Raw genomic sequence first — 25,164 nt, forward strand, 5'->3', positions numbered from 1 at the left:
CTGAGCAGGAGGGCTCAGCGGAACCGGCAGGTCTTGCCGTCGAGATAACTACGGTAGCAGCTGAGCAGGCGTGACTCCTTGATCCGGCATCGCTTCTGCCGGCATTCGCTGTGGAACTCGAAACGACCGCCATCGGGGTCGGCCAGTTGGATGCGGATCGCCGGCCAGCCTTTCTCCGGCGCCTTCTCCGGGGTGCTGAGCACGCGGCTTTCGTTCTCCACCAGTGCCGCGCCCGCCTCGGCATAGTCGAAGACGAACAGCAGGGTGCGCGAGGTCTTCAGCGTGCACTCCTGGTGAGTCTGGCAATTCTGCGCGTCCACTGGCAGGTTCACCGGCGGTTTGGGCGGTGGCGCCGGTGGTTGCGCGGGGTGCAGCGAACAGCCGGCCAGCAGCGCCAGCGACAAGGCGGCGAGCCCGGCACGCAACATCGACATGCCATCAATCTCCTTCTGGCGGATACGAAAGAGCCCCGCAATGCGGGGCTCTTGGCAAACGAAGCGGGATCAGTTGACCTTCGCTTCCAGCTCACCTTTGGCGTAGCGCTGGAACATGCCTTCCAGGGAGATCGGCTTGATCTTGGAGGCGTGGCCGGCGGTGCCGAAGGCTTCGTAGCGGGCGATGCAGACATCGCGCATGGCTTCGACGGTCTTCGCGAAGTATTTGCGCGGGTCGAACTCGCTCGGGTTCTTCGCCAGGAAGCGACGGATGGCGCCAGTGGAGGCCAGACGCAGGTCGGTGTCGATGTTCACCTTGCGCACGCCGTACTTGATGCCTTCGACGATTTCCTCGACCGGAACACCGTAGGTTTCCGGAATTTCGCCGCCGAATTCGTTGATGATCGCCAGCCAGTCCTGCGGGACGGATGACGAACCGTGCATCACCAGGTGGGTGCCCGGAATGCGCGCATGGATCGCCTTGATGCGGTCGATGGCGAGGATGTCACCGGTCGGCGGCTTGGTGAACTTGTAGGCGCCGTGGCTAGTGCCGATGGCAATCGCCAGGGCGTCGACCTGGGTCTTCTTCACGAAGTCGGCGGCTTCTTCCGGATCGGTCAGCAGCTGGCTGTGGTCCAGCACGCCTTCCGCGCCAACGCCGTCTTCCTCGCCGGCCATGCCGGTTTCCAGGGAGCCCAGGCAGCCCAGCTCACCTTCCACGGACACGCCGCAGGCGTGGGCGAAGGCAACGGTCTGCTGGGTCACGCGGACGTTGTACTCGTAGTCGGCCGGGGTCTTGCCGTCTTCCTTCAGCGAGCCGTCCATCATCACCGAACTGAAGCCCAGCTGGATGGAGCGCTGACAGACGTCAGGGCTGGTGCCGTGGTCCTGGTGCATGCACACCGGGATGTGCGGGAATTCTTCGATGGCCGCGAGGATCAGGTGACGCAGGAAGGGCGCACCGGCGTATTTGCGAGCGCCGGCGGAGGCCTGCACGATCACCGGGGAGTCGGTCTTGTCGGCCGCTTCCATGATGGCGCGCATCTGCTCGAGGTTGTTGACGTTGAAGGCCGGAACGCCGTAGCCGAACTCGGCGGCGTGATCCAGCATTTGGCGCATGCTGATGAGTGCCATGGTTTTCGCTTCTCCCAGAAGTCGGGCTCGTTCAGTTATTCAAAAGCCTGCCCCAGGGGCAGGCGGTGTTCAAGTGCCCTGGCCGTGGCCAAGACAGTCGGCGCGTCAGCGCGCCTTGCAACCTCGGCCGATGAGATCGTTGCTCTCGACCCAGTAGATCAGTCCCTGCTCGCCGGTAATGCTGAATCCGACCAGTCCGTCACTATAGAAAGCGCCGGCTCCGCCGGGTTCCTCCTCCAGGTGATGAACCACGTCATCCTCGCCCAGACGCAGGTCGACCACCGACTTGCTCACGTCCACGTAACGCCAGATGACTTCGGCCTGGCTGTCGCAGGTCCAGCGATTCCAGCCGTCCTCTTTGCCACCGGCACCGCCGGACGAATGGCTAGAGCATCCCGCAACCAGCGACAGCGCGAAGGCCGGGACAACATAACGCAGCATCGGGCGACTCTCCCTTGAGGCGGCATACCCGCCGAGTATCCAATGCACCAGCTTGCCCGCCCCACCGCAGGAACGCCAGCGCCGCCCAGGATCAGACAAGGGCGGCGCTGTACGGATGGGAGCGCATCGACTGTTCGCCGCCGCTCTCGTCGGCGAACGTCTTATGCCTTGGCGCGCTGCTCCAGCACTTCGACGGCCGGCAGGACCTTGCCCTCGACGAACTCGAGGAAGGCACCACCACCGGTAGAAATGTAGGAGATCTGCTCACCGATGCCGTACTTGTCGATGGCAGCCAGGGTGTCGCCACCGCCGGCAATGCTGAAGGCGGAGCCTTCGGCGATGGCCTTGGCCAGGGTCTTGGTGCCTTCGCCGAACTGGTCGAACTCGAATACGCCCACCGGACCGTTCCACAGGATGGTCTTGGAGGTCTTCAGCAGCTCGGCGAACTGGGCGGCGGTCTTCGGACCGATGTCCAGGATCATGTCGTCGTCGGCCACGTCAGCGATGTCCTTGACGGTCGCAACGGCGCTCTCGGCGAACTCCTTGGCAACCACCACGTCGACCGGCAGCGGCACGCTGACCTTGGCGGCGATGGCCTTGGCGGTGTCGACCAGATCAGCCTCGTACAGCGACTTGCCGACCTTGTGACCGGCCGCGGCGAGGAAGGTGTTGGCGATGCCGCCACCGACGATCAGCTGGTCGCAGATCAGCGCCAGGCTGTTCAGCACATCGAGCTTGGTGGAGACCTTGGAACCGGCAACGATGGCTGCCATCGGGCGTGCCGGGTTGCCCAGGGCCTTGCCCAGGGCTTCCAGTTCGGCGGCCAGCAGCGGGCCGGCCGCGGCGACCTTGGCGAACTTGGCCACGCCATGGGTCGAACCCTCGGCGCGGTGGGCGGTGCCGAAGGCGTCCATGACGAACACGTCGCACAGGGCGGCGTATTGCCGGGCCAGCTCGTCGGCGTTCTTCTTCTCGCCCTTGTTGAAGCGCACGTTCTCGAACAGCACGACTTCACCCGGCTTCACTTCGACGCCGCCCAGGTAGTCCTTGACCAGCGGCACGGCGCGGCCCAGGGCCTTGGACAGGTAGTCGGCGACCGGCTGCAGGCTGTTCTCTTCGGAGTATTCGCCCTCGGTCGGGCGCCCCAGGTGCGAGCAGACCATCACCGCCGCGCCTTTTTCCAGGGCCAGCTTGATGGTCGGCAGCGAGGCCAGGATGCGCGCGTCGCTCTTGACCACACCGTCCTTCACCGGAACGTTGAGGTCTTCGCGGATCAGTACGCGCTTACCTTGGAGGTCGAGGTCGGTCATCTTCAACACGGTCATGACAGTCAGTCCTGTTGGGGCTGTTTGATTAACGTTCGGTAGCGGCGACCCGCAGGTAGTGGCCTGCGGTGTCGAGCATGCGGTTGGCGAACCCCCACTCGTTATCGAACCAGGCCAGCACGTTCACCAGGCGGGGGCCGGAAACGCGGGTCTGGCTGCCATCGACGATGGCCGAGTGCGGGTCATGATTGAAATCGCAGCTGGCGTGGGGCAGCTCGGTGTACGCCAGCAGGCCCTTCAGGGGGCCTTCGGTGGCGGCCTGGCGCAGCACGCGGTTGATCTCCTGCGCAGTGGTGTCGCGCGAGACCTGCAGCGTGATGTCCAGCGCCGAGACGTTTACCGTCGGCACCCGAATGGCTTTGGCCTGGATTCGCCCGGCGAGTTCCGGTAGCAGGCGTTCGATACCGCGCGCCAGACCAGTGGACACCGGAATCACCGACTGGAAGGCCGAGCGCGTGCGGCGCAGGTCTTCGTGGTGATAGGCGTCGATAACCGGCTGGTCGTTCATCGCCGAGTGGATGGTAGTGATCGACACGTACTCGATGCCCAGCGCCTCGTTCAGCAGCTTGAGCAGCGGCACGCTGCAGTTGGTGGTGCACGACGCGTTGGACACCAGCTTCTCGGCGCCGGTCAGGCCCTGCTGATTGATGCCAAAGACCACCGTGGCGTCGATATCCGTCTCGCTGGCCATGGGCTGCGAGAACAGCACGCGCGGCGCACCAGCGGCCAGGAATCGCTCGCCATCGGCACGGGTGTGGTAGACGCCGGAGCACTCCAGCACCAGGTCGACGTCCAGCGCGCGCCAGTCGATGGCCTCGGGTGTCGCCTCGCGGAACACCTTCACGCACTCGCCGCCAACATGCAGACAGCCGTCATCCACGCTCACCTCGCCGGGGAAGCGGCCGTGGGTGGAGTCGAAGCGGGTCAGGTATTCCAGGCTGGCGAGGTCCGCCAGATCGTTCAACGCGACGATGGAGAAATCAGCCTTCGCGCCGCGCTCGTGCAGGGCACGGAACACGCAGCGGCCGATTCGGCCATAACCATTGAGGGCAACTCGGTAAGGGCGCTTGGACATTGTTATCCCTTGGTGATCTTCGTAGGAGCGAGCTTGCTCGCGAAGGAGTTTGCCCGGTTCGCGAGCAAGCTCGCTCCTACGAGAGCCGGATCAGGCGTCGAGCAGCTCGGCGGCCACTTCCAGCAGGTTCTCGACGGTGAAGCCGAAATGCTCGAAGAGGGCGGCGGCCGGTGCCGATTCGCCGAAGGTGGTCATGCCGATCACGCGGCCTTCCAGGCCCACGTACTTGTACCAATAGTCGGCATGGGCAGCTTCGATGGCGATGCGCGCTCCGACCTGCACCGGTAGCACGGCCTGCTTGTAGCCGGCGTCCTGCTGGTCGAACACGCTGGTGGATGGCATGGAAACCACGCGCACCTTGCGGCCTTCGGCGCTGAGCTTGTCGAACGCTTGCACGGCCAGGCCGACTTCGGAGCCGGTGGCGATGAGGATCAGTTCCGGCTCGCCGTCGCAGTCCTTGAGCACGTAGCCACCGCGAGCCACGTCGGCCAGCTGGGCGGCGTCACGGGCCTGGTGCGGCAGGTTCTGGCGGGAGAACACCAGCGCGGACGGGCCGTCGGCGCGTTCGATGGAGTGCTTCCAGGCCACCGCGGATTCCACGGCATCGGCCGGGCGCCAGGTGTCCAGGTTCGGGGTCATGCGCAGGCTGGCCAGCTGCTCGATCGGCTGGTGGGTCGGGCCGTCTTCGCCCAGACCGATGGAGTCGTGGGTGAACACGTACAGCACGCGTTGCTTCATCAGGGCGGACATGCGTACCGCGTTGCGGGCGTATTCCATGAAGATCAGGAAGGTCGCGCCGTAGGGGATGAAGCCGCCATGCAGGGCCACGCCGTTCATGATGGCGCTCATGCCGAACTCGCGCACGCCATAGAACATGTAGTTGCCGCCGGCATCTTCGGCGCTCACGCCCTTGCAGCCCTTCCACAGGGTCAGGTTGGAGCCGGCCAGGTCAGCCGAGCCGCCGAGGAATTCCGGCAGCAGCGGGCCGAAGGCATTCAGCGCGTTCTGGCTGGCCTTGCGGCTGGCGATGGTTTCGCCCTTGCCAGCGACTTCGGCGACATAGGCGGCGGCCTTCTCGGCGAAGTCGGCCGGCAGCTCACCGGCAACGCGACGCAGGAATTCCGCAGCCAGTTCCGGGTGCGCGGCCTGGTAGGCGGCGAAGCGCTGGTTCCACTCGTTCTCGTGGCTGGCGCCGGCTTCCTTGGCGCTCCACTCGGCGTAGATTTCGGCCGGGACTTCGAACGGGCCGTGGTTCCAGCCCAGCGCGGCGCGGGTGGCGGCGATTTCGTCGTTGCCCAGCGGAGCGCCGTGGCACTCTTCCTTGCCCTGCTTGTTCGGCGAGCCGAAACCGATCACGGTCTTGCAGCAGATCAGGGTCGGCACATCGCTCTTGCGGGCGGTGTCGATGGCGGTCTTGATCTCGTCGGCGTCATGGCCGTCGACGTTGCGGATCACCTGCCAGCCGTAGGCTTCGAAGCGCTTCGGGGTGTCGTCGGTGAACCAGCCCTCGACTTCGCCGTCGATGGAGATGCCGTTGTCGTCGTAGAAGGCGATCAGCTTGTTCAGGCGCAGGGTACCGGCCAGCGAAGCCACCTCGTGGGAGATGCCTTCCATCATGCAGCCGTCGCCCAGGAAGGCGTAGGTGAAGTGGTCGACGATGGCGTGGCCGTCGCGGTTGAACTGCGCGCCCAGCACCTTCTCGGCCAGCGCCATGCCCACGGCATTGGCGATGCCCTGGCCCAGCGGGCCGGTGGTGGTCTCGATGCCGGCGGTGTAGCCGTACTCCGGGTGGCCCGGGGTGCGCGAGCCCATCTGGCGGAAGCTCTTCAAGTCATCGACGGTGACGTCGTAGCCGGTCAGGTGCAGCAGCGAGTAGATCAGCATCGAGCCGTGGCCGTTGGACAGCACGAAGCGGTCGCGGTCGGCCCACTGCGGGTTGCTCGGGTTGTGCTTGAGGTAGTCGCGCCAGAGGACTTCGGCGATATCCGCCATACCCATGGGGGCACCGGGGTGGCCGCTGTTGGCTTTCTGGACGGCGTCCATGCTCAGTGCGCGGATGGCATTGGCTCGCTCACGACGGCTGGGCATCGCTGAATCTCCTGCGGGGGCTGCTTCGAAAGATCGAAGGGATGAAAAAGGCCAGCATTTTCGCCCAGCCAGGCCCCGCGGGGCAATGACAGATCGGCAGAAGCCTGATGCAGGGCACCCGGCCGGGTCGCCCAACTGATCAAAAACCGTCCATCCGGCAATATCAAAACTTTTTGATACAGCTATTGCCCACACTTTGACCCACGACTAGACTTCGCAACCCATGAGCCTGCGCCTGCCCGAAATCCGCCACGACGACTGCGACCAGCTGGCTGCCCTGTGCAAGGCCGGCGGCGATCCGCTGCGGCTGAACGTCCTTCGGGTGCTGGCCAACGATTCGTTCGGCGTGCTGGAACTGGCGCATATCTTCGGCGTTCGCCAATCAGGCATGAGCCACCATCTTAAGGTGCTGGCCCAGGCCGGCCTGGTAGCCACCCGCCGCGAAGGCAATGCGATCTTCTATCGCCGCGCCCTGCCCCAGGGCGAAAGCCTGGGGGGAACGCTGCACGGTGCACTGCTCGAAGAAGTGGACGAACTGCCACTGCCGGACGACGTCAGCGCCCGTATCGATGGCGTGCACGCTCAGCGTGCCACTGTCAGCCGTGACTACTTCGCCCGCAGCGCGGAGAAGTTCCAGGCGACCCAGGACCTGATCGCAGGACTGCCGCAATACCGCGAAAGCGTGCTGGCGCTGCTCGATGCCCTGAGCTTCACCCCTGGCGCCACGGCGCTGGAAGTCGGTCCCGGCGACGGCGGATTCCTCCCCGAACTGGCCCGGCGTTTCGATCAGGTCACGGCGCTGGACAACAGCGAGACTATGCTCGAGATGGCGCGGCAACGCTGCGCCAGCGAAGGCTTGAACAATGTCCGGCTGCGGCTGGGCGACGCCCTGCAGGATGTCGACGACGCGGCAGACTGCGTGGTGCTGAACATGGTGCTGCATCACTTCGCCGCACCGGCCGAGGCCGTGAAACAGCTGGCCCACCTGGTCAAACCCGGTGGCAGCCTGCTGGTGACCGAACTCTGCAGCCATGACCAGAGCTGGGCCCGCGAGGCCTGTGGTGATCTCTGGCTGGGGTTCGAACAGGAAGACCTGGCCCGTTGGGCCGACGCCGCCGGACTCGCGTCCGGCGAAAGTGTGTACATCGGTTTACGTAATGGCTTTCAGATCCAGGTGCGGCACTTCGCCAAGCCGGATTCGCGAAGCGTCCTCACCCACCGGTAAATGATAGGAACCGTTAGATGAGCGAATACTCTGTTTTCACCTCCGAATCCGTCTCCGAAGGCCATCCGGACAAGATCGCGGACCAGATTTCCGATGCGGTGCTCGACGCCATCATCGCCAAGGACAAGTACGCCCGCGTGGCCTGCGAAACCCTGGTGAAGACCGGTGTGGCCATCATCGCCGGTGAAGTCACCACCTCCGCCTGGGTCGACCTGGAAGAGCTGGTGCGCAAGGTCATCATCGACATCGGCTACAACAGCTCCGACGTCGGCTTCGACGGCGCCACCTGCGGCGTGCTGAACATCATCGGCAAGCAGTCGGTGGACATCAACCAGGGTGTCGACCGCGCCAAGCCGGAAGACCAGGGCGCTGGCGACCAGGGCCTGATGTTCGGCTACGCCAGCAACGAAACCGACGTGCTGATGCCCGCGCCGATCTGCTTCTCCCACCGTCTGGTGGAGCGCCAGGCCGAGGCCCGCAAGTCCGGCCTGCTGCCGTGGCTGCGCCCGGACGCCAAGTCCCAGGTCACCTGCCGCTACGAAGGTGGCAAAGTCGTCGGCATCGACGCCATCGTGCTGTCCACCCAGCACAACCCTGAGGTCAGCTACAAGGACCTGCGCGAAGGCGTGATGGAGCTGATCATCAAGCACGTGCTGCCGGCCGAGCTGCTGCACAAGGACACCCAGTTCCACATCAACCCGACCGGCAACTTCGTGATCGGCGGCCCGGTGGGCGACTGCGGCCTGACCGGCCGCAAGATCATCGTCGACTCCTACGGCGGCATGGCCCGTCACGGCGGCGGCGCCTTCTCCGGCAAGGACCCGTCCAAGGTCGACCGTTCCGCGGCCTATGCCGGCCGCTACGTGGCCAAGAACATCGTCGCCGCCGGCCTTGCCGAGCGTTGCGAGATCCAGGTGTCCTACGCCATCGGCGTGGCCCAGCCGACCTCCATCTCGATCAACACCTTCGGCACCGGCAAGATCGGCGACGACAAGATCATCCAACTGGTCCGCGAGCACTTCGACCTGCGCCCGTACGCGATCACCAAGATGCTCGACCTGCTGCACCCGATGTACCAGCCGACCGCGGCCTACGGCCACTTCGGTCGCAACCCGTTCGAAATGACCTACGGCGACGACACCTTCACCGCCTTCACCTGGGAGCGCACCGACAAGGCCGCCGCCCTGCGTGACGCTGCCGGCCTGTAAGGTCCGTCCTCGGAAAAGCCCCGCCCCGGCGGGGCTTTTTCGTTTCCGGCGTCCGACATTCCACGCTGAATGATCCGCGCGCTCCTCGGCCTCGTCCGGCCTGGGCTGCTTCTAGGCTGACGACTCCCCGCAGCACGGACGCGCGCCATGCCACGCCTGATCCTCGCCCTACTGCTCTGCCTGCCGCTTGCCACACTCGCCTGTCCGCAATCGGCGCCCGAACAGGCAGGCCATGAGATACGCGCCTTGCAGGACCAACTCGCGCAGTGGGACGACGCCTACCACCGGCAGGGAACCTCCCCCGTCGCCGACGAACTTTATGACCAGGCACGTGAACGATTGCGGCAATGGCAGTCCTGCTATCCGCAGATCGCGACGCCCGCCGATACGCCTCTGGCCAGCAGCGCCGGCGAGACTCGCCACCCTGTCGCCCACACCGGCCTCGACAAGCTCCCGGATGCCACCGCCGTGCGCGCGTGGCTGGCGAACCGCAGCGACCTGTGGGTGCAGCCCAAGGTCGATGGCGTTGCGGTCACCCTGATCTATCAGGACGGACAACTGCGCCAGGCGATCAGCCGCGGAGACGGCACCTCCGGACAGGACTGGACGGCCAATGCGCGACAGGTACCCGCAATCCCCCAGCAACTGCCCGGCGAGCGCGGCCGGCTGGTGCTGCAAGGCGAGCTCTACTGGCGTCTGCCGGGACACGTACAGGCCCGCCAGGGTGGATTGGGCGCGCGCGGCAAGGTCGCCGGGCTGATGGCGCGCAAGTCGCTCGGCAGCGAGGGCGAGCGGATCAGCCTGTTCATCTGGGAGCTGCCAGAGGGTCCGCAGGGCATGCCGGAGCGCCTGCAGCGCCTACGGCAGCTTGGCTTTGCAGACAGCGCCGGACTGACGGAGTCAGTCGCTGGGTTCACCGAGATCGAAGCCTGGCGCGAGCGCTGGTACCGGCAGCCGCTGCCCTTCGCCAGCGACGGCATCGTCATCCGCCAGGGTCGTCGCCCGCCGGGCAGGAGCTGGAGCGCGCAGGCACCGAGCTGGGCGGTCGCGTGGAAATATCCGCATCAACAGGCGCTGGCCGAGGTCCGCCGAGTGGAGTTCAAGATCGGGCGCAGCGGCCGAGTCACGCCCGTGCTGCATCTGGCGCCAGTCGAACTGGACGGGCGCAGCATCCAGCGCGTCAGCGCGGGCTCCCTGAAGCGCTGGCGCAGCCTCGACATCCGCCCCGGCGACCAAGTCGCCATCGCCCTCGCCGGCCTGACCATCCCGCGCCTGGACGGTGTGGTCTGGCGCTCGCCGGCCCGCCCCGACATCGCAGCGCCAGAGGACGGACAATATGGCACCCTGACCTGCTGGCAGCCGACGGCAGGCTGCGATGACCAGTTTCTGGCTCGACTGGAATGGCTCAGCAGCAAGCAGGGACTTGCCCTTTCCGGCGTCGGGCCGGGCACCTGGCGGCGTCTGCACGAAGCCGGCCTGCTGCCGGGCTTGCTCGACTGGCTAAGGCTGACGCCCGATCAACTGGCGCAAGTGCCCGGCCTCGGCGAACGCAGTGCGGCGAACCTGCATCAGCAGTTCCAGCTGGCCCGCCAGCGCTCCTTCACGAACTGGCTACGTGCGCTCGGCACGCCCTCCGCCGATGCCTTGCCGCCCGGTGAAGACTGGCCCCGCCTGGCCGCCCGCAGCGCGGAGCAGTGGCAGACGCAACCGGGCATCGGCAAGGTGCGCGCCGCTCAGCTGGAAGACTTCTTCAGCGCCCCGGAGGTCATGCAACTGCGGCAGCAACTGCATGACTTCGGCGTCGCAGGTTTCTGAAGCCTTCAGCGCATCCGGAACGCCTCTTGGTGGAAACGCCGGCGCGGCATGCCCTGCCGGTACAGGTCGCGCCGCAACAGCTCGGCCAGCCCCTGCGGGCCGCAGAACCAGACGCTCGGCCAGCGCCCTTGCGGGCCGGGTTGCAGTTCGAGATCGCTCGCCTGCAGACGGCCTTCGCTCTCGCTGTAGTGGATGCGCAGGTCGATGCGCGGCAACGTCCGGCACAGCTCGCGCAGACGACCCGCATAGATCGCATCCGAGGGTGCGCGCACGCAATACAGCAGGGTCACTTCCGGGCAGTCCTCGGGCTTGCCCTGCAGGGACTCCAGCCAGGCGAGGAAGGGCGTGACGCCGATCCCGCCAGCAATCCACACCTGTCGCCCACTCTTGTCGCGGCGAAAATCGAAGCGGCCGTAGGGCCCTTCCACCTTCACCGGATCACCGACCTTCAAGCCATCCTGCAGGCGTTGTGTGTAGTCCCCCAGCGCCTTGATGCTGAAGCGCACCTCGCCGTTGCCACGGTCACCGCTGGAGAGGGTGAAGGGATGCTGCCCTTCCAGGCGATCACAGGTCAGGAAAGCAAACTGCCCGGCGCGATGCTGCCAGCGCCCCTGCAGCTGGCAGGTCACCTCGAGCATGCGTTCGCCGGGGCGCTCCACCGCCACCACGACGCCCTCGTGGGTGCGCTTGCGGCCGATCCGCCCACCCAGCGACCAGAGTGCGCACAGGCTGCCCACAGCCGCGCAGAGCGCCACCAGCCAGCCGATCGGCTGCGCCCAGTAGCCCGCCGGCGCCAGCACGACGCCGTGGAAGGCCAGCAGCAGATAGACCACCGCCAGGGTTTTGTGCACGTAGCGCCACAGGTGGTAGGGGAAGCGCTGCCAGAGCGTGATCACCAGCATCCCCGCCAGCAGCCAGGCGGACCATTCGCCCAGGTCCTTGGCCGAGCCACGGAACACGTCGAGGAAGGTCTCTGCCCGTGGCCCCTTGGCCGGCTTGGCGATGAACTCGGCCAGCAGCGGCCCGCCCAGTTCCATCAGGTAGTGCAGCAGCGCCAGCACGATGGCGAGGATGCCCGCCCACTTGTGCGCCTGGTACATGCGGTCCAGTCCGTCCAGCGGCCGCTCCAACCATGCCGGGCGCACCGCCAGGAGCATGATCAGCGACATCAGGGCGAAGGCCGCGACGCCGGTGAAGAGAATGGCCTGCTTGCGGATGACCCAGATGTCCAGGGTGGCCGGCGGGTCGAGGAACAGGGCCAGACCAAAAACCGCCGCGACGGCGGCCAGGATGATCCAGATGAGTTTCATGGGGTCCTCCCAGACTACTTTTCCAAGCGAAAACTGAAGGATTCCTCTGAATCATCCCTTAATTTCGTACGGCAATTACTGCCTGACCGACCATGCCATGACACAGGTCAAGGGCTGGGCAATCCCGGCGCGCCGCGCGCAGAATGAACGCCCACCGATGCCCAGTGACCGACCATGCGCCTGCGAATCCTTTCCGACCTGCACCACGAACACTTCCCCGGTGGCCGCGAGCTGCCCGAGGCCGAGGCCGACTTGGTGATCCTTGCCGGCGATATCCACGAGCACCTGCAGGGGCTGCATTGGGCCCGCGAGGCGTTTCCCGACACGGAGATCGTCTATGTCGCCGGCAACCACGAGTTCTACCACTCCGACCTGCCGGAGCTGACCCAGGCCATGCGCAATCTGGCCCGCGCACTGGATATTCATTTCCTGGAGAACGACGCCGTGGTGCTGGGCGACGTGCGCGTGCTCGGTGCGACCCTGTGGACCGACTTCCAGCTCTACGGCGAACACGGCGCAGAACTCGCCGTCGAGCAGGCACTGCACCTGATGCCGGACTTCCGTTGCGTGGATTACTTCACCCAGCCCTTCACCCCGGAAATGAGCCGCGATCTCTGCGAGGCTTCCTGCGAATGGCTGGCGACTGAGCTGGCTCAGCCCTTCGCCGGGCGTACCGTGGTGGTCACCCATCACGCCCCCTGCGGCCGTTCGATTCCCGAGCCGTACGTCGGCGACAGCCTGTCGCCGGCCTTCGCCTCCAACCTCGAGTCCCTGGTGGAACGCTGCGACCTGTGGGTGCACGGCCATGTCCACGAGCGTATGGACTACCGCATCGGCCATGCTCGGGTGGTGGCCAATCCCGGCGCCTATCCGGGCGAGGACAGTGGCTTCGATCCCTGCTGGGTGATCGACCTCTGACCCTCAGTGCGGCAGTTCGCTGAAGAACCGCCAGATCTCCGCCGGGCCATCCAGCTGCGGATCAGCCAGCCCCAGCAGGCGCGGCGCGCGGTACAGCGGTTGCGGCAGCAGGTGCCCGCCGCCGTGCACCGTGACCAGTTCCACGGGCGCCGCGCCGGCCGTGCTCCAGCGCTGCCGCTCGGTCCAGACCGGCCCGACCGAGGTCAACCGGTCCTGGCGTGGCTGGCCGCTCTGACCATTGCGGCGCGCCAGCGCCAGGGCGGAATCCTCCGCTGACAGCACAGTGCCTCGATTGCCGAAGCCGAACAGGGTCACCACGCCGCCCCTGTAGGGGTTGATCGGGTCGCGCGTTCCATTCATCAGCAGCGCAGCCTTGGGTTGCTGCGTGGGCTGGCAGGCGTCGTTCTCCGCGCTTGGCAGGCTGGCGGCAATCGCGGCCACACCGTCGACCTTGTCGGCAGCATCGACCGCCATGCGCAGCGCCATCTGCCCGCCATTGGAATAGCCGACGACAAAGACCCTTGCAGGATCGACCCCGCGCTCGCGCTGCAGACGCTCGATCATCGCCGAGAGGAAACCGACATCATCGATGTCCAGGCGCCGCGCGCTGTAGGTCGCGGCCTTGCGGCAATCGTTCCAGTGCCCCTCGACGCCATCGGGGTAGAGCACCAGGAAGCCGTCGCGGTCGGCCAGTGTATCGAAGCGATAGCCGCTGTCGCGGCGCATCCGCTCACCATTGCCCATGGAGCCGTGCAGCACCACCAGCAAGGCTGGCCGCTCGGCCAGATGGCGGGGCGTGTAAAGCACGTAGCTGCGCCGCCGTTCGCCCAGGCGGATAGAGGAGTCCTCGCTGGTCCCGCTCAGCGTCGGAAGGTGTCTCAGCTCCCCCGGCAGGTACCACCAGGCGCCAGCCAGCAGTAGCAGTACGAGCAACGCGATGAGCCCCTGCACGACGCGAATCGTCATACGCATAGCGCTTCTCCTCGCCCGCATCGCGAGCCTGGTGAACCTCGGCCTTGTTCCAGGACATCACGCGCAGCGGCACTCCATGACAAACTCTAGCCGTCACACTCGAACGTCTTAGTCTTTGGTAACCCGGGAATCCGAAAATGTTCCGCAGCTCTGCCCTGGCCGTCGCCCTCCTCGCCCTCCTCGCCCTCGGCTGCACCAAACCGCTGATTGCCGCCGAGCCGCTGACCGGCTGCGCGGCCAAACGGGCCGCGATCGAACGCCAGCTCGAAGAAGCCAGGGTCCATGGCAACAGCAATCAGATCGCCGGCCTGCAAACGGCGCTGGAGAAGGTGAAGACCTACTGCACCGACGCCGGCCTTGCGCAGGAGCGCAAGCAGCGGGTGCTGGACGCCGAGCAGGACGTCAGCCGGCGTGAAAAGGACCTGCGCAAGGCGATGGACAAGGGCGACGCGCAGAAGGTCGAGAAGCGCAAGGACAAGCTGGCCGCAGCCCGCGCCGAGCTGGAGCAGGCCAAGCGCGAACTCGAAGAGTAAGCCCGGGGACCGGCCTGGCGGCCGGTTCGCGGATAAGAGCAGCTCCTACGGGAGCGAGTGAATTCCGTAGGAGCGGGCCATGCCCGCGAATCGCTGACGAAGTCCGCTCCAACATCGTTTCTGGACCCCCGCGTTCGCGGGGATGACGTGTGCGGGAAGGCGACGCACTACACCGTCACTCCCTCGAACGCGGGAGCCTAGAAGACAATATTTCCTGCAGGAAATGCTGCGTCAGAGCGCGCGGAATTTCTTGTGGCAGGCCTCGCAGGCGTCTTCCACCGCGGCGAAGTCCTTGCGCACACCCTCAGGCGTCGGCGCGGCGTTGCGGGTGTTCTCGCCCAGCGCGCGGACGGTCTGCTGGAAGGTCTTGGCGTCGGCCTGGAACTCCAGCTGGCGCTGCCAGATTTCCGCCTTGGCGCGGGTGTCCTTGTTCTCTACCTGATCAGCTGGCGGCTGGGTGCTGGGGAAGTACTGCCAGGGCTTGTCCGCCAGTTCGCCCAGCTTGGCCGAGCCGGCGCGGAACTTGTCCGCGTCGAACGGGATGCGTCCACGCAACATGCCACCCATGTCTTCGCTGGTCTTGAGCAGCTCCTTGAACACCACCTGGCGCTTGGCCTCCGGCGAGTTGGGGTCCAGGCGATGGCAACCGGCGAGCGCCGCGCCGGCGAGCAGCAGAACGAACAGGGTCTTCAGCTTCATGGGGGAACTCTTGTAGGACGGCTAGACACGGAAGCGCCGGATTATCCGCCCCGATCCTCGAATGATCCAGACCATGCAGAAGCGGCTGCGGCCATCCGCCGCAGGTGCAATGAATCCGTTCAGCCAGCGTTCAGACGCTCATCCCGCCGAGCAGATGAACAGCGCGGCGATCAGGCCCATGCCGATGAACCACGCCAGCGAACGCAGTGCGGCCAGGTCGGCGAGGTAGAAGATCAGGTAAAGCAGCCGGCTGGTGATCCAGGCGATGGCCAGGCGATCGATGGTCGCAGGCTCCGCGTTGTTCAGCACCTGAGCGATGATCACCGCCGCGGCGAAGGCTGGCGTCACCTCGAAGCTGTTCATCTGAAAGGCATTGGCGCGCTTGCGGTAACCCTCCAGGGTGGCCAGGAAGGTACGCGGGTCGTGGTTCTGTCGCGGGCCGAAACCAGAACCGGTGAACTTGGCGATGCCGGTGCCCAGGTAGGGCAGGAAGATCGCGACCAGAACGCACCAGAAGGCAATGGGCATGGCGGGAGCCTTGTCATGGAGAGGCGCGCAGCTTAGGGGCTGTGCACCGTCCACGTCCTTGACCGCGCGGCCGCCGGCGGCGACAGCGCGGCCAATGGCTCAGCGCAGGACGATCTCGACGCGGCGATTGAGGGAGCGGCCCGCCTCTTCGGCGTTGCTCGCGGCCGGCGCCAGCGACGCCACGCCATAGGCGCCCAGGCGCTCGGCGGCGATGCCGAAATCACTGCTCAGGGCCTTGGCCACCGCCTCGGCACGACGCCGGGAGAGGTTCAGGTTGCCATCCAGCGCACCGGCGTTGTCGGTGTGGCCGACGATGTAGACCTTCAACGCCGGGTCGTCCTTGAGCAACTGCGCCATCTGCTCCAGGGCGGGATGGGACTCGGCCTTGATCTCGGTCTTGCTGGTGTCGAAATGCACACCGTAGACCGCCACCTTGCCGGTTGCAGCAAGGTCTTTCTTCAAGGTCGCGGCGTCTTCGACACGCACCTGGTCCTGGGCCATGGCCTGGATATCGACAGTCTCCACCAGCACCGGCGTGTAGCCGCCGGTCACCGGCATGGCCAGCAGCAAGGCATAGGTGTCGCCCTCCGGGGCACTGCGCCTGGCCAACAGGTAACGGCTGTCCTCACCGAAGTAGGCATCGCCGGAGAAGCCATTGGGCACCACCTTGCCGCTGTTGAACACCATCGAGTTGAGCGAGCGGCCACATTCGTCGCTGCCCTTGCAGGCGAACAGGGGTTCGAACCCCTTGGCGCCGATGGACTTCTCGTAGTTGCGGATCACTTCCAGCGGGCTCTTCTGCCCCGGAACGCGATAGTTGATGAAGGTGATCCTGCCTTCCAGACGCAGGACGTTGCTGTCGTCCAGCTTGCCCTCGTCATCGATCTTCGCCTTGGGCAGCAGGGCTTCGTCGAAATCGATCTGCTTGTAGCGACTGATCTCTGCGGTGCCGAAGCGCCCGATCAGTGGATGATCGGCGGAACCTTCGACATCTGCGGCCTGGGCGACGCCAGCGAGCAGGGAAAGGGTCAGGGCGGTGAGCAGTGGGCGCATGGGACTTCCTCCGTGAAATCTGAAGGCGCCATCCTACAGACACCCCGGTGACGGAAGCATGTCCGTCCGTCACAACTTCATCACCAGCATCCCCGCCAGCACCAGGCTGCAGGCAGCCAGTCGCGGCACGCCGAACGGCTCCTTGAGGAAGCGCATGCCGAACAGCACCACCAGCAGCACGCTGGTCTCGCGCAGGGCGGCGGCCTCGGCGATGGAGCCCAGTTGCATGGCCCAGAGCACCAGACCGTAGCTGAGCAGCACACAAAGCCCGACGCCGATACCGAGCTTCCAGTCGCTGATCCAGAATTTCGCGAAGGCACGGGTGCGCCCAACCACCGCCACCAGCGGGAATGGCAGGCCGGAGAGCAGCGAGAGCCAGACGAGGTAGTCCAGCGGACGAGGCCAGAGCTTCAGCGCGTTGCCGTCGGTCCAGGTGTAGCTGCCGATGCACAGCCCCATCAGCAGCACGGTGGGATAAGCGATCCACGGCAGCTTCGAACCGCCGCCGCCCTTGAGCAGGAACAGCATGCCGACCGGGATCAGCAGGATGCCGAGGATCTGCTTGACGGTGAGATGTTCGCCGCCGAAGTACAGGGTCAGCGCCAGCACCACCAATGGCGAGAGCCCGCGCATCAGCGGATAGACCAAGCCCAGGTCGCCGACCTTGTAGGCCTGGATCAGCAGTACCCGATAGACCAGCTGCAAGGACACGGCAGCCAGCAGCCACGGCCAGACCTCGGCGGGCGGCATTTCGATCCAGGGCAGCAGGGCAAGCGCGGCGCCCAGGCCGACGATGTCCATGCAGGCGACCACCAGCAGGCGGTCATTGCTGAATTTGACGAGGGTGTTCCAGGTGGCGTGCAGCAGGGCGGCCAGCAGCACCAGGGTAGTGGCGAGCACGGAAAGACTCCTGGTATATACCAGGCCGATTCTACCCTGAGCGCCCCTGTCGGCGGCAAGCACCCTCGTTTTCGGACATTTCCCGCTGCTTCCTCGGCGAGAACTGGCCTAGACTGGGCATTTCCGCCCGCACGAGCCCCGTCATGCCACGTCTGATCAAGTTCCTGACCTGCTACATCCTCGTCACCCTGCTCTCCGGCTGTGGCTATAACGCCATGCAGGCCGGCGACGAACAGGTGAAGGCCGCCTGGTCGGAAGTCCTCAACCAGTACCAGCGCCGCGCCGACCTGGTACCCAACCTGGTCAGTACCGTGAAGGGCTACGCCTCCCATGAAGCCAGCGTGCTGACCCAGGTGACCGAGGCTCGCGCCAAGGTCGGCAGCACCACGCTCAATGCCGACCAGCTCGGCGACGAGGCCGCAGTGAAGCGCTTCCAGCAGGCCCAGGGCGAGCTCAGCTCCGCCCTCTCGCGCCTGCTGGTGGTCACCGAGAACTACCCGCAACTCAAGGCCGACGGTCTGTTCAAGGACCTGCTGACCCAGCTCGAAGGCACCGAGAACCGCATTACCGTCGCCCGTGGCCGCTACGTGAAGTCGGTGCAGGCGTACAACGTGCTGATCCGCCAGTTCCCGGCAGTGATCACCGCAAAAGTCCTCGGCTATCAGCCCAAGGCCAACTTCAGCGTGGAGAACGAAGCCGCCATCTCCACCGCGCCTAAAGTGGACTTCGGCAACGCCCCGGCGCAGCCCGCACAATGACCCTGCCGCGCTTGCTGCTGGCCGCCCTGCTGCTGTGCTGGGCGGCCGTGCTGCAGGCGGCGCCGGTTGCCATCCCGCCGCTCAGCGCCCGCGTCACCGACCTCACCCAGACCCTCGACGCGGGCCAGCGCGCACAGCTGGAAAGCCAGCTCGCCGGCCTTGAACAGCGCAAGGGCGCACAAATCGCCGTGTTGCTGATCCCCACCACCGGCGAGGACAGCATCGAGGACTACGCGGTACGCGCCTTCGAGCAGTGGAAGCTGGGCCGCAAGGGCGTGGACGACGGCGTGCTGCTGGTGGTCGCCAAGAATGACCACGCGCTGCGTATCGAGGTCGGCTACGGGCTGGAAGGCACCATCACTGACGTACAGGCCGGGCGCATCATCCGCGACGCCATAGTCCCGCACTTCAAGACCGGTGATTTCGCCGGCGGCATCCAGGCCGGCGTGGACAGTCTGGTCGCACTGATCGAGCCCGCAGCAACGGCCGATACCCGCTCTGCGCAGAACGCTGCGGAGCTGACGCAACCCGCTGTTCCGACGACGAACTACAGCGACGCTTACTCCTCTCGCAATGCCCAGGAGCCTGAAGTCATCCCGCCCGTACGCCTGCTGGGCATGCTCGGCCTGCTGGTTGGTGTCCCGCTGCTCGGCCTGCTGCTGCCGGTGCAGTGGATGCGCCAGCGCAGCATGGGTCGCTATCTGCTGTGCAGCCTGGTGGTTGGCGGCGCGGCTTCGGCAGTGCTGCTGGTCAGCGAGGCGAACCCCGACGCGTTGCAGCATCAACTGGTCGGCGCCATCTCGATCCCGCTGGTGCTCTACATCTTCTTCCTGCCACCGATGTGGCTGACCTCGGGCGTACTGCAGTTGCTGCTGATGATCATCAGCTCGATCGGCCGTGGCGGTGGTGGTCGTGGGGGCGGTGGGGGCGGGGGATTTCGTGGCGGCGGTGGCTCCAGCGGCGGTGGCGGGGCCTCCGGCCGCTGGTAACCGGCCTTACAGTGCGGCGACGCCCTGTTCTTCCTCGCGGATCGAGCGCAGCACCTGGCGCTGCAGCTCGATGAACTCGGCACTGGCGGCCATGTCCTCATGGCGCGGGCGACCGAGCTTCACTTCGAAGGTGGTCTTGATCCGCCCCGGCCCCAGGCCCATCACCACGATGCGGTCGGACAGGTAGACCGCCTCTTCCACGTCGTGGGTAACGAACATCACCGTCAGCCGGTGGGTTTCCCAGATGCGCGTGAGCAGCTCCTGCATCTGGTGGCGGGTCATCGCATCCAGCGCGCCGAAGGGCTCGTCCATCAGCAGGATCTTCGGCCGGTACGACAGCGCCCGGGCGATCGCCACGCGCTGCTTCATACCGCCGGACAACTCGTTCGGGTAGGCCTCGGCGAACTTCGTCAGTTTCACCAGTTCCAGGTGCTCGTCGGCGATCTCGCGGCACTGCGCGCGGGACAGGCCGGCGGCCTTGAGGGCGAACTCGACGTTCTGCCGCGCGGTGAGCCAGGGCAGCAGGGTGTAGGACTGGAACACCACGCCACGGTCCAGGCCCGGCCCAGTGATCGGCACGCCATCCACCTTCACGCTGCCGCTGTCGAATTCCTCCAGGCCGGCGGCGATGGATAGCAATGTGCTCTTGCCGCAGCCCGACGTGCCGACGATGGAAACGAACTCGTTGTCCGCCAGCGTCAGGTCGATGTTGCGCAGCACCTCGCGGCGCGCCTTGCCGACCGCGAAACTCTTGTTCAGGCCGGAGATTTCCAAAGTCGCCATCAGTTGCGCCTCCGGTTGTAGCGGAACAGGACCTTCTCGCCGGCGCGCATGGCCTGGTCGGTGATCAGGCCGAGGAAGCCGAGCAGCAGGATGTAGCCGATGATGGTGTCGGTCTGGAAGAAGCGCTGGGACACGGTGATGCGGTAGCCCAGGCCCGAGGTGGCGGCCACCAGCTCGGCCAGCACCAGCCAGGTCCAGGCCCAGCCGAGGCTGATCCGCAGGGCATCCCAGATACCCGGCAGCGCACTGGGCAGGACGATCTTCAGGAGAATGCGGCGATCCGGCATGCCGAGCGTTCGGCCGAGGCCGACGAAGTCCGCCGGCACGCGCTTGATGGCGTCCATCACCATCAGCACCTGCTGGAAGAAGGTGCCGATCCAGATGATGAGGAATTTCTGGAAGTCACTGGTGCCGGCCCAGAGGATGGTCAGCGGGACGAAGGCGACCACCGGCATGTAGCGCACGAAGTCCACCAGCGGCTCGGTGGCGGCCTTCCAGAAGCCGTAGCAGCCGGCGAACACGCCGATCACGATGGACATCGCCGAGGACACCAGGAAGGCCACGGCGATGCGGTACACACTGACCTTCAGGTCCGCCCACAGGGTACCGTCGGCGGCCAGCTTGAGCATGCGCACCCAGACGTCACCGGGCGTCGGCAGGAAGATCTTCGGCACCGCACCGCTGGCACCGGCCAGCCACCAGAGCAGCGCCAGCAGGACGAACACGGCGCCGCCGATGAGCAGGAAGTGACGCTGCGCGATCGGCTTGCCGATGGTGAACAGCGGGTTGGATTTGCGGGCTTTCATGTCGGGCTCGTCGAACGGAGAAAGACGCGCGCCGGCTCAGGGCCTGCGCGCGTGGTGCATCAGAAGATCAGAGAGCCTCGACGAAACGCGCGTCGATGGCCTGCGCCGGGGTGACCGGCTGCTGGAGGATGCCGGCTTCGCTGGCGGCCTTCTGGATATGCTCGAAGGAGCCCTTCTGGAAGGCGCCCTTCAGTTCGGCCTGGTTCTCCTTCACCGAGTAGAAGTGCACGCCGTCGAAGGCACTGCTCAGTTCGGACTCGTCGGCCCCCACGCCCTTGGCGATGGCGGCGCGGCCTTCGGCGCTCTTCTCGTTGTAGTGCTTCAAGCCGGCTTCCCAGCTCTTGATCAGCGCCAGCACCTGGCCGGGACGCTCCTTCAGGACTTCGTCGCGAACGACGAACACGTCGCTGATGATGCCCGGGTCATCCGAGCCCTTGTACAGCAGGTTGACCTTGGGGTTCTGCTGCTTGGCGGCGGACAGATACGGCTCGTAGGTGACGGCGGCCGGGACCTGGCCGGCGATCAGCGCGCTACCGGCGCTGGCGGCGGGCATCGGCACCGGCTGCACATCGGCGATGGTCAGTCCGGCCTTGCGCAGGGCGCTGTGCAGGAGGATGTCGCTGGTGGTGCCCTCTTCGTAGGCCACCTGCTTGCCCTTGAGGTCGGTCAGGGTCTTGAGCGACGGATCGACGATCAGCGCGTCGGCGCTGGTGCTCTGGTCCAGCAGCAGGACGATCTTCACCGGCAGGCCGGCGGCGACCATGGCCATGGCGGTATGGGTGGCGAGGTTGCCGCCGTCGATCTGGCCGCTGGCCAGGGCGGCGTTCATGTCCTTGTCTTCGGTGAAGTTGACCAGTTCGACCTGCGCAAGGCCATTGGCCTTGAAGGCGCCGGCCTGTTCGGCGACGTACCACTGGCCGTAGCCCAGCCAGGGCTGCATGCCCATCTTGAAGGTGCCGGCCTCGGGCTTGGTGTCGGCCTTGATCGATGCGGCGTGTGCGGCGCCGGCCAGCAACAGGCTGGCGCAGGTGGCCACGGCCAGTTGGCGCAGCGCGGATGCGAAGGTGGTGTGCATGGTCTCTCCCTGGTCGTTGTTCTGCTGGATCGTGTTCCGCAGGAACGGCGGGGAGGCAGCGTCGGCCCATGCCCGCCGTAGGCGGGCACAGGCTCACATCGTATCGACGCAAATGCAAAGCTTTTCGCCGCGGTTCGCCCTCGCTCCGGGCCCGCAGGGAAAAACGATGCAGCCGGTCAGGACTGCGGGATGGCGTCGTCCTTGAACTGGTCCTTGATGTACTTGATCTCGGTGCGACCGTGGGGCGCCGGCTGACCGTCCGCGCCGATGTTGACGAAGACCATCTTGTCGACCGTGAGGATGCTCTTGCGGGTGATCTTGTTGCGCACTTCGCAGGTCAGGGTGATCGAGGTGCGACCGAACTCGGTGGCGGTGATGCCCAGCTCGATGATGTCGCCCTGGCGCGCGGAACTCACGAAGTTGATCTCGGAGATGAACTTGGTCACCACGCGCTGGTTGCCCAGCTGGATGATGGCGTAGATCGCCGCTTCTTCGTCGATCCACTTCAGAAGGCTGCCGCCGAACAGGGTGCCGTTCGGGTTGAGGTCTTCAGGCTTGACCCATTTGCGGGTGTGGAAATTCATGTGAACTCCTAACAGGTTGCGCCTCGTGAGCGCGATGACGGGGAAAGCCCCGCCGGCTATGCAAGTCTGGCCCGGATCGGCGCCGCCCGCCCTGCCCTGGCTCAGCCAAGACCGGCTTCGGCGCGGTAGCGCGCGGCCTCGTCGACCAGCCAGTCGCGGAACGCGCCCAGGGTCGCCGACTCCACCTTGCGTTCAGGAATCATCAGGTAATAGGCATTTTCGCTCAAATAGGCATGCTGCATCGGCACGATCAGCCTTCCATCGGCCAGCTCGTGCTGGATCAGCATCGGCGGGATCAGCGCCACACCCATGCCGTGCATGGCCGCCTGGGCGAGCATGGAGAACAGCTCGTAGCGCGTACCACCCATGTCGTGGGCAACGCTCATGCCGAGGGAGCCGAACCACTGGCGCCAGGCGTAGGGCCGGGTGGTCTGCTGCATCAGCGGCAGCTCGGCGATCTGCGCGGCCGAAAGCTCCCGGCGCCCGCCGAGCAGCTCGGGGCTGCACACCGGCACCGGGTTCTCGTGCATCAGGAAGTTGGCCACCGTACCGGACCAGACGCCATCGCCGAAATACAGCGCGGCGTCGAACTCGGTATCGGCGAAGAGGAAGGGCCGGGTGCGGTTGGTCATGTTGACCGTGACTTCCGGGTGCAGGCGCTTGAAGTCCTTCAGCCGCGGCAGCAGCCACTGGGTGGCAAAGGTCGGCACCACCGCCAGTTCCAGCGCACCACCGCCCTGCTGGCCCATCACCGCCAGGGTGTCGCGCTCCACCGCATCGAGCCTGGCGGCGATACGCCGGCTGTAGTTCAGCCCGGCCTCGGTCAGCTTCACCCCGCGCCGCGAACGGCGGAACAGTTCGACGCCGAGGAACTCCTCCAGCGCGGCGATCTGCCGGCAGATGGCGCTCTGGGTCAGCGACAGCTCGTCGGCGGCCTTGGTGAAGCTCTCGTGGCGCGCAGCGGATTCGAAGGCGACCAGCGCGGCGGTGGTCGGGATCTTGCGTCGCATCGAATGCCTCTTCGGAATCTCGTGATACTGGCGAAGCGCGCGAAACATCCTTAATAGAGGAGAAAGCGCGGGATCCAGCATCAGCAATGCAATGACGGAGTGAAAAAATAGCACAACAGAGTGCGAATTAGTCAGTTGCCGGGCTTCCCGACGGCTGACTAGGATGACCCACACCGTACCCGCCTAGACTTGTCGGGTCCTTCACTGTCTGTTCCGAGGTTTCTCCATGGCCACCAAAGCAAGCTTCAACTGGGAAGATCCGCTGCTGCTGGATCAGCAACTCACCGAAGAAGAGCGCATGGTGCGCGACAGCGCTTACCAGTTCGCCCAGGACAAGCTGGCCCCGCGCGTACTGGAAGCCTTCCGCCACGAGCAGACCGACCCGGCGATCTTCCGCGAGATGGGCGAAACCGGCCTGCTCGGCGCGACCATCCCAGAACAATACGGCGGCAGCGGCCTGAACTACGTGTGCTACGGCCTGATCGCCCGTGAAGTCGAGCGTGTCGACTCCGGCTACCGCTCGATGATGAGCGTGCAGTCCTCCCTGGTGATGGTGCCGATCAACGAGTTCGGCAACGAAGCCACCAAGCAGAAATACCTGCCGAAACTGGCCAGCGGCGAATACATCGGCTGCTTCGGCCTGACCGAGCCGGACCACGGCTCCGACCCGGGCTCGATGATCACCCGCGCCAAGAAAGTCGACGGCGGCTACCGCCTGACCGGCGCCAAGATGTGGATCACCAACAGCCCGATCGCCGACGTCTTCGTGGTCTGGGCCAAGGATGACGAAGGCCAGATTCGCGGCTTCGTCCTGGAAAAAGGCTGGGAAGGCCTGTCCGCCCCGGCGATCCATGGCAAGGTCGGCCTGCGCGCCTCGATCACCGGCGAGATCGTGATGAACAACGTGTTCGTTCCCGAAGAAAACGCCTTCCCGGAAGTGCGCGGCCTGCGTGGTCCGTTCACCTGCCTGAACTCCGCTCGCTACGGCATCTCCTGGGGCGCCCTGGGTGCCGCCGAAGCCTGCTGGCACACCGCTCGCCAGTACACCCTGGACCGCAAGCAGTTCGGCCGCCCGCTGGCCGCCAACCAGCTGATCCAGAAGAAGCTGGCCGACATGCAGACCGAAATCACCCTCGCCCTGCAAGGCTGCCTGCGCCTGGGCCGGATGAAGGACGAAGGCACCGCCGCCGTCGAAATCACTTCGATCATGAAGCGCAACAGCTGCGGCAAGGCCCTGGACATCGCCCGCATGGCCCGCGACATGCTTGGCGGCAACGGCATCTCCGACGAGTTCGGCGTTGCCCGCCACCTGGTCAACCTGGAAGTGGTGAACACCTACGAAGGTACCCACGACGTCCACGCGCTGATCCTCGGCCGCGCCCAGACCGGCATCCAGGCGTTCTTCTAAGCGCCTCGCGCCGATCCGCCCAGCTTTTCGCAAAAGCGGATCGGCGCACGTTTTACCTCTCTCCGGAGAGGTCCCGGGGAGGACCGTGGCGTC

At 65.8% G+C, this 25,164-nt stretch carries 25 protein-coding genes; 8 read left to right on the forward strand and 17 right to left on the reverse strand.

Features of this window, described 5'->3' with window-relative positions; genetic code table 11:
• Positions 1 to 14: 14 nt before the first annotated feature.
• The 6 genes from GA645_RS25895 to tkt form a co-directional block, all read right to left on the reverse strand.
• Positions 15 to 434 (reverse strand): hypothetical protein, encoded by a 420-nt coding sequence (locus GA645_RS25895; protein ID WP_152226794.1) that lies wholly within the window; start codon positions 432 to 434, stop codon positions 15 to 17.
• 69 nt (positions 435 to 503) lie between these two features.
• Positions 504 to 1,568, reverse strand: coding sequence for a class II fructose-bisphosphate aldolase (gene fba, locus GA645_RS25900; RefSeq protein ID WP_152226796.1), 1,065 nt, complete (start codon positions 1,566 to 1,568; stop codon positions 504 to 506).
• A gap of 105 nt (positions 1,569 to 1,673) precedes the next feature.
• Positions 1,674 to 2,009, reverse strand: a complete 336-nt coding sequence (locus GA645_RS25905) for an MliC family protein (RefSeq protein ID WP_152226798.1) — start codon at positions 2,007 to 2,009, stop codon at positions 1,674 to 1,676.
• 161 nt (positions 2,010 to 2,170) lie between these two features.
• On the reverse strand, positions 2,171 to 3,334 hold the full coding sequence (locus tag GA645_RS25910; RefSeq protein ID WP_152226800.1) for a phosphoglycerate kinase: 1,164 nt from the start codon (positions 3,332 to 3,334) through the stop codon (positions 2,171 to 2,173).
• Between the two features lie 28 nt (positions 3,335 to 3,362).
• Entirely contained in the window at positions 3,363 to 4,409 is a 1,047-nt protein-coding gene (epd, locus tag GA645_RS25915) for an erythrose-4-phosphate dehydrogenase (RefSeq protein WP_152226802.1), read from the reverse strand.
• Positions 4,410 to 4,499: 90 nt separating this feature from the next.
• Positions 4,500 to 6,497, reverse strand: a complete 1,998-nt coding sequence (gene tkt, locus GA645_RS25920) for a transketolase (RefSeq protein WP_152226804.1) — start codon at positions 6,495 to 6,497, stop codon at positions 4,500 to 4,502.
• Between the two features lie 223 nt (positions 6,498 to 6,720).
• Between tkt and GA645_RS25925 the strand changes: the two genes are divergently transcribed.
• The 3 genes from GA645_RS25925 to ligB all read left to right on the forward strand — a co-directional run bounded on the left by GA645_RS25925 (position 6,721) and on the right by ligB (position 10,745).
• Positions 6,721 to 7,722, forward strand: coding sequence for a metalloregulator ArsR/SmtB family transcription factor (locus GA645_RS25925; protein ID WP_152226806.1), 1,002 nt, complete (start codon positions 6,721 to 6,723; stop codon positions 7,720 to 7,722).
• A gap of 17 nt (positions 7,723 to 7,739) precedes the next feature.
• Complete coding sequence (gene metK / locus GA645_RS25930) at positions 7,740 to 8,930, forward strand: methionine adenosyltransferase (protein ID WP_152226808.1); 1,191 nt, start codon at positions 7,740 to 7,742, stop codon at positions 8,928 to 8,930.
• A 147-nt stretch (positions 8,931 to 9,077) separates the two neighbouring features.
• On the forward strand, positions 9,078 to 10,745 hold the full coding sequence (ligB, locus tag GA645_RS25935; RefSeq protein ID WP_152226810.1) for an NAD-dependent DNA ligase LigB: 1,668 nt from the start codon (positions 9,078 to 9,080) through the stop codon (positions 10,743 to 10,745).
• 5 nt (positions 10,746 to 10,750) lie between these two features.
• Here ligB and GA645_RS25940 read toward each other — a convergent pair whose 3' ends face one another.
• Positions 10,751 to 12,055 (reverse strand): ferric reductase-like transmembrane domain-containing protein, encoded by a 1,305-nt coding sequence (locus GA645_RS25940; RefSeq protein ID WP_152226812.1) that lies wholly within the window; start codon positions 12,053 to 12,055, stop codon positions 10,751 to 10,753.
• A gap of 174 nt (positions 12,056 to 12,229) precedes the next feature.
• Here GA645_RS25940 and GA645_RS25945 point away from each other — a divergent pair, with 174 nt between their 5' ends.
• Positions 12,230 to 12,973, forward strand: coding sequence for a metallophosphoesterase family protein (locus GA645_RS25945; protein WP_152226814.1), 744 nt, complete (start codon positions 12,230 to 12,232; stop codon positions 12,971 to 12,973).
• 3 nt (positions 12,974 to 12,976) lie between these two features.
• On the opposite strand, the gene GA645_RS25950 is transcribed toward GA645_RS25945, so the two are convergent.
• Complete coding sequence (locus GA645_RS25950; protein ID WP_152226816.1) at positions 12,977 to 13,945, reverse strand: PHB depolymerase family esterase; 969 nt, start codon at positions 13,943 to 13,945, stop codon at positions 12,977 to 12,979.
• Between the two features lie 137 nt (positions 13,946 to 14,082).
• Here GA645_RS25950 and GA645_RS25955 point away from each other — a divergent pair, with 137 nt between their 5' ends.
• Complete coding sequence (locus GA645_RS25955; RefSeq protein ID WP_152226818.1) at positions 14,083 to 14,478, forward strand: DUF1090 domain-containing protein; 396 nt, start codon at positions 14,083 to 14,085, stop codon at positions 14,476 to 14,478.
• Positions 14,479 to 14,709: 231 nt separating this feature from the next.
• On the opposite strand, the gene GA645_RS25960 is transcribed toward GA645_RS25955, so the two are convergent.
• The 4 genes from GA645_RS25960 to GA645_RS25975 all read right to left on the reverse strand — a co-directional run bounded on the left by GA645_RS25960 (position 14,710) and on the right by GA645_RS25975 (position 17,658).
• Positions 14,710 to 15,177 carry a cytochrome c gene (locus GA645_RS25960; RefSeq protein ID WP_152226820.1) on the reverse strand — a complete coding sequence of 156 codons (468 nt, stop codon included), beginning with the start codon at positions 15,175 to 15,177 and terminating at the stop codon, positions 14,710 to 14,712.
• Positions 15,178 to 15,315: 138 nt separating this feature from the next.
• Positions 15,316 to 15,705 (reverse strand): MAPEG family protein, encoded by a 390-nt coding sequence (locus GA645_RS25965; protein WP_152226822.1) that lies wholly within the window; start codon positions 15,703 to 15,705, stop codon positions 15,316 to 15,318.
• A 99-nt stretch (positions 15,706 to 15,804) separates the two neighbouring features.
• Positions 15,805 to 16,758, reverse strand: a complete 954-nt coding sequence (locus tag GA645_RS25970; protein ID WP_152226824.1) for an OmpA family protein — start codon at positions 16,756 to 16,758, stop codon at positions 15,805 to 15,807.
• Between the two features lie 69 nt (positions 16,759 to 16,827).
• Positions 16,828 to 17,658 (reverse strand): EamA family transporter, encoded by an 831-nt coding sequence (locus tag GA645_RS25975; protein ID WP_152226826.1) that lies wholly within the window; start codon positions 17,656 to 17,658, stop codon positions 16,828 to 16,830.
• Between the two features lie 143 nt (positions 17,659 to 17,801).
• Between GA645_RS25975 and GA645_RS25980 the strand changes: the two genes are divergently transcribed.
• Both GA645_RS25980 and GA645_RS25985 read left to right on the forward strand, forming a co-directional pair.
• Positions 17,802 to 18,416: a LemA family protein gene (locus GA645_RS25980; protein WP_152226828.1), complete on the forward strand. Its 615-nt coding sequence runs from the start codon at positions 17,802 to 17,804 to the stop codon at positions 18,414 to 18,416.
• Positions 18,413 to 19,405, forward strand: a complete 993-nt coding sequence (locus tag GA645_RS25985; RefSeq protein ID WP_152226830.1) for a YgcG family protein — start codon at positions 18,413 to 18,415, stop codon at positions 19,403 to 19,405. The genes GA645_RS25980 and GA645_RS25985 overlap by 4 nt, the downstream gene beginning before the upstream one ends.
• Before the next feature lie 6 nt (positions 19,406 to 19,411).
• On the opposite strand, the gene GA645_RS25990 is transcribed toward GA645_RS25985, so the two are convergent.
• The 5 genes from GA645_RS25990 to GA645_RS26010 form a co-directional block, all read right to left on the reverse strand.
• Positions 19,412 to 20,188, reverse strand: a complete 777-nt coding sequence (locus GA645_RS25990) for an ABC transporter ATP-binding protein (protein ID WP_152226832.1) — start codon at positions 20,186 to 20,188, stop codon at positions 19,412 to 19,414.
• Positions 20,188 to 20,994 (reverse strand): ABC transporter permease, encoded by an 807-nt coding sequence (locus GA645_RS25995; RefSeq protein ID WP_152226835.1) that lies wholly within the window; start codon positions 20,992 to 20,994, stop codon positions 20,188 to 20,190. Before GA645_RS25995 ends, GA645_RS25990 begins: the two co-directional genes overlap by 1 nt.
• Positions 20,995 to 21,061: 67 nt before the next feature.
• Positions 21,062 to 22,069: an ABC transporter substrate-binding protein gene (locus GA645_RS26000; protein WP_152226837.1), complete on the reverse strand. Its 1,008-nt coding sequence runs from the start codon at positions 22,067 to 22,069 to the stop codon at positions 21,062 to 21,064.
• A gap of 176 nt (positions 22,070 to 22,245) precedes the next feature.
• The gene (locus tag GA645_RS26005; protein WP_152226839.1) at positions 22,246 to 22,653 is read right to left on the reverse strand and encodes an acyl-CoA thioesterase; all 408 of its coding nucleotides are present in this window, start codon (positions 22,651 to 22,653) and stop codon (positions 22,246 to 22,248) included.
• A 101-nt stretch (positions 22,654 to 22,754) separates the two neighbouring features.
• Complete coding sequence (locus GA645_RS26010; RefSeq protein ID WP_152226840.1) at positions 22,755 to 23,663, reverse strand: LysR family transcriptional regulator; 909 nt, start codon at positions 23,661 to 23,663, stop codon at positions 22,755 to 22,757.
• 226 nt (positions 23,664 to 23,889) lie between these two features.
• Between GA645_RS26010 and GA645_RS26015 the strand changes: the two genes are divergently transcribed.
• Complete coding sequence (locus tag GA645_RS26015; protein ID WP_152226842.1) at positions 23,890 to 25,071, forward strand: acyl-CoA dehydrogenase; 1,182 nt, start codon at positions 23,890 to 23,892, stop codon at positions 25,069 to 25,071.
• Positions 25,072 to 25,164 lie beyond the last annotated feature (93 nt).

This window comes from Pseudomonas sp. SCB32 (assembly GCF_009189165.1).
Taxonomy (GTDB): Bacteria; Pseudomonadota; Gammaproteobacteria; order Pseudomonadales; family Pseudomonadaceae; genus Pseudomonas.